Source organism: Enterococcus crotali, assembly GCF_000633635.1.
Lineage (GTDB): Bacteria > Bacillota > Bacilli > Lactobacillales > Enterococcaceae > Enterococcus_L > Enterococcus_L crotali.
Genome location: NZ_AYPQ01000002.1, coordinates 287,549 through 299,612 on the forward strand (window position 1 = coordinate 287,549; position 12,064 = coordinate 299,612).

Genomic DNA, 12,064 nt, shown 5'->3' on the forward strand with positions numbered 1-12,064 from the left:
TTTAATATTAAATCAAAACTACTCTCCGTGGATGTATCGTTTTTTACTATCCTGCTATCATCATGAAAATCATGACAAATTGACAAAAATTATATCACTTATTCCAGTCTACAATAATAGCGCTAACATTTCAATGATATATTTTGAAATTTACAGAACTATCCTCCTCATTCCTATAATGATCTAGGTTGATTTTCAACTTTAAACATGTAACAATTCTTCTATACAAGAGCCACTTCTAAACACTGGCTCATTTTCAACAGTTAGGAGCAACTTTTGAATGATAAAAAAAGAAGAAATGCCGCTTTGTGACGTGGCAACGACGGTTCAATTGATTGGCAGCAAGTGGAAAACATTAATTATTCGCGATCTGATCACAGGCGCTAAAAGAAATTCTGAATTAAAACGGTCATTGTCAGGAATTTCTCAAAAGGTATTGACTGAAAGCCTTAATTCAATGATACTGGACGGCATTGTGGAACGAATCGATTTCGAAAAAGTGCCACCTCACGTTGAGTATCAATTAACACCATTGGGAGAAAGTTTGTTACCTGTGATTGAATCGATGAGACAATGGGGAGCATTTTATAAACAGCAGCTTAGCTAGATAGTTACAAATTAGTGCCTACTTAACATTTCCCAAAAAATTGTCTATACTTTTTAATAAAGAGAGCAACAACTACTAAGGAGGATTTTGTAAATGAATAGTGAGACAACACCAATTGAAGCAGTGCATACTACGGTCGAGCACACCACATTGAACGGTGAAGCTGTTTTAAGAGTAGTGAAAAAAGACAAATTGATGCAATTTGATGAGAACACCTATGCAAAACTAATCAGTTCAACATTTCATAACGGGACAATCGAAGTGAAGATGTTAAGCCGATTATTACCCGATGCCCCAGAGTTTGCACGAGGATTCATTGGCATTGCATTTCGAATCAATGATGATGATACAAAATTTGAATCTTTCTATGTAAGACCTACAAACGGCCGGATTGACGATCCTGTCAGAAAAAATCGCGGCGTTCAATATTTTTCCTATCCTAAATACACGTTTGACTATTTCCGAAATCTTGGTATTACTGATTTTGAGGGACCGGCTGATATTGGATTGGATGAATGGATCAGCTTGAAAGCTGTGATCGATGGCGCTAAAGGAGTATTTTATTTAAACAACGAGGAAGAACCTATTTTAGTAGTAGAAAATATGAAACACGGTGCTGATGCTAGAGGCGGAATCGGTTTCTTTGTTGATATTGGTACCGAAGCTTTCTTCAAAGATTTAAAGGTTACAAAATCAGACTGAATACGATCTTATAAAACCCGTAAAATCCTTTTTCAATCAAAGGAACTTTACGGGTTTCTTATGCGCACTTTGCTCTATTTGATTTTATCGATTGATTTTCGCAGTGTCTTGTTCAAGAAATTTCAGTACTTCTGATTCACTATATTGATTACAGTCGCCTTTGATCATGTGTTTCAACACCGAGGCGGCTGTTGCAAACTCAACAATTTCTTGTGGTGAATTTTGCATAAGTAAACCATGCAACAGCCCGCCACTATAAGCATCTCCACCGCCAATTCGATCAACGATAGGATCGATCGTATAATTTTTTGACGTATAACATGTTTCATTAAACCAGAAAGTTCCTTGCAACTCATTACAACTAGTTGAATGAATCCTTCGATTAGTTGAGTAAAAAGCTTCTATTTTTGGAAACATCGTACTCATTTGTTGATAGTAATAGGTAATATCTGTGTCGGCTGACTTCTCATGAATTCCTAGCAAATGAATAGCATCTAATTTTCCTGCCGAACAATAATCAACATATTTCAGAACTTCCAACAGAAAATCACCTGCTACTTTTTGACTCCAAAGGTTTTGCCGATAGTTACAATCAAAGCTAATTTTACACCCGTTACTTTTAGCGGCCTTCACTAATTTGATTGTGAATTCCTGCCACTGTTTAGAAAGTGCAGGCGTAATGCCAGAAATATGGAAGATGTCTATTCCTTCAAACAACTTCGAACTATTCCAGTCTAATTCATGCATCATAGCAAACACTGATCCTTGTCGATCATAGACCACGCTTGTAGCTTTTTGACCGATTCCTTGCTCCACATAATAAGCGCCTAAACGACCTTGCTCTTTGAATAAATAATCCGTTGAAACTCCGTAACTATTTAAATGTTTTTCAGCTGCTTGTCCAAAGCCATTGTCTGAAACTTTGCTAGCAAACTGTACCTGATGCCCGTAATTAGCCAGTGAAATGGCCACATTTGCTTCACCGCCACCATAATAAACATCTAATTGCTTCGTGTGATTCAGCCGAATTCCTGGATCAGTTGACAAACGCATCATGATCTCACCCAGACAAAGGATCTTAGCCATTTTCCAGTCCTCTGATCTCCATTAATTTTGCCGCATATTGTTTAGCAATTTCTGTAACCTTCGTGAAGTTTCCCTCCGACGCTGGTGCCAGTAGATTGCCACCAACACCAACTGCGACAACGCCAGCATCAAACCACGTCGCCATATTGTCCAAACTCACGCCGCCTGTTGGCATTAAATTAATATAAGGTAATGGGGCTTTAACAGCGGACACCATACTTGGACCACTACTATTACCTGGAAATAATTTGATGATATCTGCTCCACTTTTCAATGCTGCTTGCATTTCTGTGATCGTCATACATCCTGGTAAATAAGGAATTTGATACATATTACACAGCTCGGCTGTTTCTTGATCAAAACTTGGGCTAACTACAAATTCTGCACCTGCCATGATTGCCAAACGGGCGGTCACTACATCCAACACGGTTCCTGCACCGATCACAATGTCTTGCCCTTGATAAGCTTCAATCAATTCTTGAATCACCGCTTGCGCATTCGGCACAGTAAAGGTCACTTCTATTCCTTTTAATCCACCTTTGATGATTGCTTGAGTGGCTTTAATCGCTTCTTCTTGGTCTTTTCCACGAACTACTGCAATCACTCCAGCATTCTCTAAGCGTCTTAATACATCCATTCGTTTCATCCGTTTATCCCATCCTTTTCATTAGCTAAGCTGAGCTCTTTCGAGTAATGCTCCTGCTTGATGCTGACCTTCCAGATCTTTTAAACCTGATAATGTTACGATACGATCCATATTGGTGATCACAACAATGATCATGGTTTCTTTTCCTTGGCTACGAATATACTCAAGATCCATTTGAGCGATTTTAGTGTCAGCAGATACTTTGTCGCCAACGTTTACAAAAAGCTCAAAGCCTTTGCCACCTAAAGAAACTGTATCTATCCCCATATGAACAAGGACTTCGATTCCATTAGCCGTTTTGATTCCAATTGCATGTTTTGAAGGGAATATTGTTGTAACTGTGCCGCTGACAGGTGAAAAAATAGTCCCATCGATCGAATCAATTGCAAATCCATCTCCCATCATTTTTGTTGAAAATACTTCATCCGGCACGTTTTCCAAAGGAATATAATTTCCTTTAGAAATCGCATGAAGATCGACTTCATTGGTTAACACATCGTCTTCCTCTTCTTGTTTTGGCACCATAAAATAACAAATAGTAAATGACAAAATAAGAGCAATCAACATTCCTAAAACCGCAAAAATGAAATATTGTCCAATATAAGCTGGTAAACTAAAAATACTAGATAAGATATAGCCATATATACGAACGCCGAAGAAACTAATAAAAGCTGACGCTACAGAACTACCGATTGTTGCCGCGATAAAGGCTTTTTTATATTTAGACAAAATCCCGAAAAGTGCCGGTTCGGTGATTCCTAAAAGACCAGAAACAGCAGAAGACAATACCAAAGATTTTTCTTCTTTCGTTTTGACTTTTGTATAAATGGCCGCAGTCGCCCCAGTGATCGCCATATTCGCCATAAACATCATCGGCATCAACATATCATAGCCTTGATTAGCAAAATTCTGTAACGCAATTGGTGTCATCGCATGATGTAAACCAGTAAAAATGGCAATTGGACGAATCGCCCCCACGACGATTCCTGCTAAAACTGGTGAAATCGAGAATAGCCAAGCAACTCCTGCTGCCAATAGATTTCCTAAATGAATACTGATTGGACCGATTACCGTTAACGTTAGTAATCCTGCAACAAACAATGAAATAGTTGGTGTGAAGACTGTCCGTAATATTTGTGGTAACACGTTATCTACCCAACGATAAATATAACTCAAAGCCAATACAGCAAAGATAATGGGAATAACGGTACCAGCATAATTAAAGACTGGAACTGGCACAACCCCAAATAGCTGAAACGCTGAAATCTTGCCTTCAGCAACTGCTGCTGTCATCGTCGGAAATTGTAAAATTGCTGCAATCGCAATCGCCAAATACTGATTCGTTTTAAAAATCCTTGCTGCTGATGCGGCTACGAAGAATGGTAGAAACGTAAATACACCACTTGCTACCATGTCGATGATTAAATACGTATCCGTTTGATTGGATATCACATTCAATGCAACTAATCCCGCCATCAAGCCTTTGATCATCCCGGCTCCGGCGATTGCTGGAACAATTGGACCAAAAACGCCTGAAACAGTATCCATAAAGACTGAAACAAGTCCTTTTTTCTCAGTTTCCCCTTGTTGACTATTTTCATCTAAGCCCAGTTCTTTAGCAATTGGTGCAAAGTAATCTGCAACGTCTGTGCCGATGACGACTTGTAATTGATCGCTTTGATATTTCGTACCAACGACTTTGGAAAGCTTCTCCAATGCTGAATAATCAACTTTCTTTTCATCCTTCAAATTAAATCGTAATCTAGTCATACAGTGCCAAACATTATTGATATTTCCTGCTCCGCCAACATCTTCAATAATTTGCTTTGCTATTTCTTCGTGCTTCATTTTTTGTCCTCCTTGTTCGGAACATGCTTTTCCACTCGTTTATCTGAATGAGTATTCTTGTTTCCGTTTTCACCAACATAGTAGCATGGAAAAACACTCTTGTAAAACCAGTCCTTTTTATATAAAAACTAATAAGAACAGCTTAATAACAACGTTCTAAATTATAATAACCAAAAATTGGACTGGTTTTATATCGTTTAATTCATTTTTTTCAGACCAAATTGACACTGCTCTATTAACGTGTTTCAATAAACGTAGAATTAAACTGTATCAATAGAAATTGGAGTGAAGAAAATGACACCAACGATCATTACCGATATAAAAAGTTTTGCTATTAAACCAGACAGACATAATCTACTTGTCGTTAAAGTCGAAACGGACAAGGGGATTTCCGGCATTGGCTGTGGAACTTTTCAGTTTCGGCCTTTAGCAGTCCAAACTGTTGTTGAAGAGTATTTGAAACCACTTCTGATAGGAAGAGATGCCAATCAAATCGAGGATATTTGGCAAGTTATGAACGTGAATTCTTATTGGCGGAATGGCCCCATCACAAATAATGCGATATCTGGTGTAGACATGGCGTTATGGGATATTAAAGGAAAGATAGCTGATATGCCTCTCTATCAATTATTAGGCGGAAAATCTCGAACAGCTATTCCAGCTTATACTCATGCGGTGGCAGATAATCTAGATGATTTATTTGGTGAAATCGATAAATATCTTGATGAGGGCTATCGCTATATTCGGTGTCAACTAGGTTTTTATGGCGGTACCCCTGAAAATCTGCAAACACCAAATCAGCCGATCAGTGGTTCTTATTTCGACCAAGAAGAATATATGCAAACAACATTAAGCATGTTTGAAAGCATCAAAAAGAAGTATGGCAGTCGTTTCCAAATGCTGCATGATGTTCATGAACGTCTGCATCCTAATCAAGCCATTCAATTTGCGAAAGCCTCAGAGAAGTATAATCTTTTCTTTTTAGAGGATATTTTACCTCCTAATCAAAACGAATGGTTAGCGCAATTACGCAGTCAATCAGCCACACCGATCGCTACAGGTGAATTATTCAATAATCCTATGGAGTGGAAAGAACTTGTTCGCAATCGCCAAATCGATTTTATGCGAGCACACGTTTCCCAAATTGGTGGGATCACACCTGCCTTGAAACTTGCACACTACTGTGAAGCAATGGGGATTCGTATCGCCTGGCATACGCCTTCTGATATTACACCTGTTGGTCTTGCTGTGAACACGCATTTGAATATTCATTTACACAATGCAGCTATTCAAGAAAATATCGATATTCCCAAGAATACAACGACACTTTTTGGTAATATTCCAACTCCAGAAAAAGGCTTCTTTTATCCGATCGAACAAAGTGGGATCGGTGTGACTTTTGATGAAGAACGTGCAAAAGAATACCCCGTTGTTTATCGTCCCCATGAATGGACACAAAGTAGAACACCCGATGGCACGATCGTGACACCATAACTAGAAAAAACGACTAGCTTCTTTACCGTCAGCAACCTGATTGCTGGGCAAAAGAACCCTAGTCGTTTTTTATTTAATCTATTCTAGAACGATGAATTTCTCGATCGAATGGTCGAATATAGGTCACAGAATAATCAATTGCAATAATACTGCTATATTCAAACACTTGGCCATCTTCCAAGATTGCACGGTTGGTGATCTGCATGGCAGGTGTTCCCCTTTTACATAACAATAGCTGAGACTGTTCCTTTGAGGTCGTGATTGGATCGTAGCTCGTAATGTAGTGGGAAATACGATAGCCTTTCTTTTCCACATAGTTTTGAATGGAATGCTCCACCACTTGTTGGCTTAGGTCTGGAAACATTGAAACCGGCAATTTAGAAATCTCTAGCTGCTCGATTTTATAATTCACGATTCGAATTCGCTCAAAAGTCCAAATCTCTTCCAACTCACTAACTTGAAATATTTTTTGCTCTTCTAATGTAGCTGGTGCTTTTTTCAACTCAATCATTTTTGATCCAATTCGATCATAGGGTGTTTTGGTCAGTGAATTGAAAATCAACGGATTATTTCGCCATTTTTCATGAACGAAAATCCCAGAACCTTGGATCACTCTTACAATACCGATTTCTTCCAAGTTTTTCACCGCTTGTTGGATCGTAAAGCGTGAGACACTATAAATTTCTGCAAGCTTTCTCTGATTAGGTAACTTGCCGTCTTTAAATTCTTCTTGATAGATTTTACTCAGCAAATCCTGAACAATGAATTCCCGTTTTTTCATGAGACTCTCCTTCACTCGATTATTCTCCCTTAACTATACCTTGATTCCCTTAAGAAGTTAATGAATAAATTTTGTTTCTTGCAAAAATCATATTCCTCTAACATATACAAAAACAGTAACTCAAACTAAATAGTTACACTGATACTCTATACATACGTTTAGAAATGGCTAAAAGAAAATGATACCACAAAGATATGTTTTTATCGTTTTAGTCCTACTTTACTACACAGGAACGACGATCCTTGAAGGTTTGGTTAAAAGAGAGTGCGCCTAAAATAATAGTAACAGTTATAGCTTACTATTTTCATCTATTGTCTTGACCCATTTTTCCACCTGCTAAATGATGATTTCTCCAAAAAACATTGACAGCGCTTTCTTTATAGTGTATATTTGCTTTGTTAAATGGATAGTGATTATTAAGTTAAGCTAAACCTGAACAACACCTTTATAGGGTCTTGTTTGGGCTTTTTTCTATTCTCAATCTCTTTCGTCAAGTTAAACGGAGGTCGATCATTTTGGAAATTCTAAAAATTTTAAATAATAATGTGGTCATTGTTCTAAATGAGGATAATGAAGAAGTGATTCTGATGGGCAATGGGTTGGGCTTTCAGATGAAGGCTGGTTCAGAAGTGGATGGGGCTAAAATCGAGAAGGTGTTTAAACTTGAAAACCAAGTTGAAACTGAACAAATCGAACAACTTTTTGCAGAAATCCCTGAGGAAATCATTGAAATTTCTTATAGAATTTTATCTCACGCTAAAGATACTTTAAATAAAGAATTGAATGAATCGTCTTTTATAGCAATTGCCGATCACTTACATTCCTCTATCCAACGAGCGAAGAAAAATATTCAAGTCAAAAATTTTTTATTGTGGGATATCAAGCGTTTTTTCCCAATCGAATTAGACATAGCACGTTCGGCTATCCAAATGGTCAACCAGCAATTGAATGTAGCGTTAACTGATGATGAAGCTGGGTTTCTAGCCTTGCATATCACCAACGCTCAACTTGATAGCAATCATGAAGATGCGATCAGTCTGACGCAATTGATCGAAGAAATATTAACGGTCATTAAATATACACTCCGAATCAATTTTGCTGAAAACGATATTTACTTTCAACGGTTTATCACACATTTAAAATTTTTCACTGAACGAATGTTGAAAAATAACACTGCGACAATCTCTGAAAACCAAGTTGAAAATGAATTATTCACACTCGTTACCAAACAATATCCAGAAGCTTTTGAAGCAACAAAAAAAGTCGCTGAACTGTTAAAAAGTCGACGCAACTATACAATGTCTAAAGATGAACAAGTGTACATCACCATCCACTTAGCTCGTATCATCGATAAAACAAGTTAATTAGAGAGATTTTCTCTTAATCTAAATTATATACCGAAAAGGAGCGTAGGAAATCAATTGCCTGTGGAAAGGCACTGGATCGTGACATTAAGTTGGCGAGACCTCTGAATAAAAAATAATTTAACATTTGGAGGAACAAAAATGGGTAAATATGAAGAACTTGCAAAAAAAATTGTCAAAGAAGTTGGAGGCAAAGAAAACGTCAATTCTTTAACCAACTGTATCACACGACTTCGTTTTAAATTGAAAGATGAAAGTAAGGCAAACACCGAAGTCTTAAAAAATATGGACGGTGTTGTGACAGTCATGCAAGCAGGTGGACAATATCAAGTCGTGATCGGAAATCATGTGCCTGATGTTCGCAAAGATGTGGATGCTGTATTAGGTGTGCTAGAAGCTCCGACTGAGTCAGGGCCAAAAGGGAATTTATTTGATCAATTTGTTGATATGATTTCCTCTATTTTCCAACCGATTTTAGCGCCACTGTCTGCAGCCGGTATGTTAAAAGGGGTTAATGCCATTTTAATTTTCGCTTTAGGGGCTGGCTTTGCGGAGTCATCAACATCAGCTATTTTTAATGCGATGGGTGACGGATTATTCAAATTCTTGCCAATCTTTATTGGTTACACAGCAATGAAGAAATTTGGCGGCTCACCCTTCCTTGGAATGTTGATTGCATCAAGTTTAGTCTATCCTGGATTTTTAGAAGGTGCAGCTACTGCTCAGTTTGCTGAAACAGGAGGGCTTAATTTCTTTGGTATTCCATTCTCTATTCCGCCTGCTGGTTATGGTTCTACGGTTATGCCGATTATTGCAGCGGTGGCTTTTGCTGCCTTTTTAGAAAAGCAGTTAAGAAAAGTTATTCCTGACGTTATTAAGTTATTTATTGTTCCATTTTTAACAGCGCTTGTAACGATTCCTTTAACCTTCTTAGTTATCGGTCCAATCATGAATACCGTTTCTGACGCTTTAGGAAATGGCTTACTTTCTGTTCAAAGTTTCAGCCCAATTTTATTCGGTGCTATTCTTGGTTTCTCTTGGCAAATTCTTGTTATGTTTGGTCTCCATTGGGCACTTATTCCATTTGCCATTATCGCGTTATCTCAAGGTGACCCAACATCCTTATTAACACCATCAGGTAGTGTGAGTTTTGCACAAACGGGTGCGGTATTAGCGGTCATGTTGAAAACTAAAAATGCAAAATTAAAAGAATTATCGATCCCTGCTTTTATTTCAGGTATCTTCGGTGTAACTGAACCGGCTATTTACGGTATCACTTTACCTAGAAAAAAACCTTTCTGGGCATCTTGTATTGTTGGGGGTGTTACCGGCGCCATCGCTATGGGCTTAGGTATGCAGGGCTATCAAATGGGTGGCTTAGGAATATTCCGCTATCCAAGTTCTATCTCACCAGATGGCGATGTTAAGTTTGCGATTTACGCAATGATTTTGGATGCGTGTGCTCTAGCAGCTGGTTTTGCAATAGCTTGGGCTTTAGGATTTAAAGATGATGAACCAACGATTCAATTATCAAAAGAAGAAGCAAAACTTGCCGCAACTGGGCAAAAAAAGAAATTAACAAAAGATACCGTTCTTGCTCCTGTAACTGGGAAAGTTCTTCCATTGAGCGAAGCTAGAGATGCTGCATTTTCAGAAGGAATCATGGGTAAAGGTATTGTAGTCGAGCCTACTATCGGTGAGATCGTAGCACCGTTTGATGGGACTGTCATGACGCTGTTTCCTACCAAACATGCCATTGGTCTGATCTCAGATAATGGAACAGAGCTGTTGATCCATATTGGCATCGATACCGTTCAGTTAGAAGGGGAAGGATTTGAATCCTTTGTTGAACAAAATGCTAAAGTGAAAAAAGGCGATAAACTAGTTACGTTTGATATCGATGCAATCGAAGCGGCGGGTTATAATACACAAATACCGATCATCGTTACAAATACGCCTGATTACGCCGATGTCATTTCAACCTCTGAATCTTCAGTTAAACAAGGGGATGTTCTGATCACTGCGATTATTTCAAATTAATTTTTACAGCTATCTCAATTTAGTTTATAAAGGAGTAAAAGAATATGAGTTTTCCAAAGAATTTTTTATGGGGCGGCGCAACAGCTGCTAACCAATGCGAAGGAGCATGGAACGTAGATGGCAAAGGAGATTCTATTTGCGATCATAATCGGGCTGGAAGTCGAACAGCCAATACACATCGGACATTCGATTTAGAAATCGATACAGACCAATATTACTACCCTAGCCATACAGGGATCGATTCTTACCATCGCTATAAAGAAGATATCGCCTTATTCGCAGAAATGGGCTTTAAAGTGTACCGAATGTCGATTGCTTGGTCACGAATTTTTCCGAATGGAGATGAAGCAACACCTAATGAAGCAGGGTTACAGTTTTATGATGATGTTTTTGATGAGCTCGCTAAATATGGGATCGAACCACTTGTCACGATTTCCCATTTTGAAATGCCTTTTAGCTTAGGAAAAAAATATGATGGCTTTTTAGATAAACGAACGATTGGCTTTTACGAAAATTACGCGACAACTCTGTTTGAACGCTATAAAGATAAAGTAAACTATTGGCTAACGTTCAATGAAATCAACTTCGGGACAATGGATCATGGCAAACGAATCAACGGTTTATTCAATCGAGATTATACTGAAACTGAACAATATCAAGCCTTACACAACGTTTTTCTGGCTTCAGCTCGCGCAGTTGTTGCCGGACATAAAATCAATCCAGACTTTAAAATCGGCTGTATGTTAGCTATATCACCATGTATCCAAAAACTTGTCGACCAGAAGATGTGTTGAAAACACAACAAATCAATGAAAAATTCAACTTTTTCTGTGGTGATGTTCAAGTCAAAGGAAAATATCCTTATTTCATGAAACGTTATTTTGAAAAAAATAATATTCAGGTAGAAATCACAGAAGAAGATAAAGCGTTACTCAAAGCTGGAACTGTAGATTATTACACGTTTAGCTATTACATGACAACGTGTATCACTGATGATTTAGAGTCACGTGATGATAAAACGGGTGGAAATCTGTTTGGCGGTGTCTCAAATGAGTATCTTGAAACCAGTGATTGGGGTTGGCAAATCGATCCTGTGGGTCTGCGTTATACATTAAATCAAATCTATTCTCGTTATGAAGTGCCGTTGATGGTCGTAGAAAATGGCCTTGGCGCCTTTGATGAAGTGGAAGCGGACGGATCGATCAATGATGATTACCGGATCGATTACTTCAAACACCATATTATTGAAATGGAAAAAGCGATTGATGATGGGGTTGATTTGATTGGGTATACGCCTTGGGGTTGTATTGATCTAATCAGTGCTGGGACTGGTGAAATGAGTAAACGTTATGGGTTTATCTATGTAGATCGCGATGATGACGGCAATGGATCGCTTGATAGAAGACCCAAGAAATCATTCCATTGGTATAAGCAAGTAATTGCATCAAATGGGGGAAATCTTGCTTGAATCAATTGATTGCTTGACTTAATTAATG

General features: G+C 38.2%; 9 protein-coding genes and 1 pseudogene. 6 read left to right on the plus strand and 4 right to left on the minus strand.

Annotation, left to right across the window (positions count from 1 at the left end; all coding sequences use genetic code 11):
* The first annotated feature begins 280 nt into the window (after window positions 1-280).
* Complete coding sequence (locus tag V192_RS0106100; protein WP_025869994.1) at window positions 281-607, plus strand: winged helix-turn-helix transcriptional regulator; 327 nt, start codon at window positions 281-283, stop codon at window positions 605-607.
* Window positions 608-700: 93 nt separating this feature from the next.
* A complete protein-coding gene (locus tag V192_RS0106105) occupies window positions 701-1,309 on the plus strand; it encodes a hypothetical protein (protein ID WP_025869996.1) in 609 nt (202 codons plus the stop codon).
* 84 nt (window positions 1,310-1,393) lie between these two features.
* Here the strand turns inward: V192_RS0106105 and V192_RS0106110 are convergent, their stop codons facing one another.
* Genes V192_RS0106110 through V192_RS0106120 form a run of 3 tightly spaced genes read right to left on the minus strand, consistent with a single transcriptional unit; the run spans window position 1,394 to window position 4,889 of the window.
* Window positions 1,394-2,395 carry a sugar kinase gene (locus V192_RS0106110; RefSeq protein WP_025869998.1) on the minus strand — a complete coding sequence of 334 codons (1,002 nt, stop codon included), beginning with the start codon at window positions 2,393-2,395 and terminating at the stop codon, window positions 1,394-1,396.
* Window positions 2,388-3,041, minus strand: coding sequence for a bifunctional 2-keto-4-hydroxyglutarate aldolase/2-keto-3-deoxy-6-phosphogluconate aldolase (locus V192_RS0106115; protein WP_025870000.1), 654 nt, complete (start codon window positions 3,039-3,041; stop codon window positions 2,388-2,390). Before V192_RS0106115 ends, V192_RS0106110 begins: the two co-directional genes overlap by 8 nt.
* 21 nt (window positions 3,042-3,062) lie before the next feature.
* Window positions 3,063-4,889: a glucose PTS transporter subunit IIA gene (locus V192_RS0106120; protein WP_025870002.1), complete on the minus strand. Its 1,827-nt coding sequence runs from the start codon at window positions 4,887-4,889 to the stop codon at window positions 3,063-3,065.
* A gap of 294 nt (window positions 4,890-5,183) precedes the next feature.
* Here V192_RS0106120 and V192_RS0106125 point away from each other — a divergent pair, with 294 nt between their 5' ends.
* Window positions 5,184-6,383: an enolase C-terminal domain-like protein gene (locus V192_RS0106125; RefSeq protein WP_025870005.1), complete on the plus strand. Its 1,200-nt coding sequence runs from the start codon at window positions 5,184-5,186 to the stop codon at window positions 6,381-6,383.
* 73 nt (window positions 6,384-6,456) lie between these two features.
* Here V192_RS0106125 and V192_RS0106130 read toward each other — a convergent pair whose 3' ends face one another.
* Window positions 6,457-7,164: a GntR family transcriptional regulator gene (locus tag V192_RS0106130; protein WP_025870007.1), complete on the minus strand. Its 708-nt coding sequence runs from the start codon at window positions 7,162-7,164 to the stop codon at window positions 6,457-6,459.
* Window positions 7,165-7,679: 515 nt separating this feature from the next.
* Here V192_RS0106130 and licT point away from each other — a divergent pair.
* The 3 genes and pseudogenes from licT (at window position 7,680) to V192_RS19455 (ending at window position 12,036) form a co-directional block, all read left to right on the plus strand.
* Window positions 7,680-8,528 carry a BglG family transcription antiterminator LicT gene (gene licT / locus V192_RS0106135; RefSeq protein WP_025870009.1) on the plus strand — a complete coding sequence of 283 codons (849 nt, stop codon included), beginning with the start codon at window positions 7,680-7,682 and terminating at the stop codon, window positions 8,526-8,528.
* Window positions 8,529-8,669: 141 nt separating this feature from the next.
* Window positions 8,670-10,568, plus strand: a complete 1,899-nt coding sequence (locus V192_RS0106140; protein ID WP_025870011.1) for a beta-glucoside-specific PTS transporter subunit IIABC — start codon at window positions 8,670-8,672, stop codon at window positions 10,566-10,568.
* 44 nt (window positions 10,569-10,612) lie between these two features.
* A pseudogene (locus V192_RS19455) lies at window positions 10,613-12,036 on the plus strand (glycoside hydrolase family 1 protein).
* The last annotated feature ends 28 nt before the right edge of the window (window positions 12,037-12,064 follow it).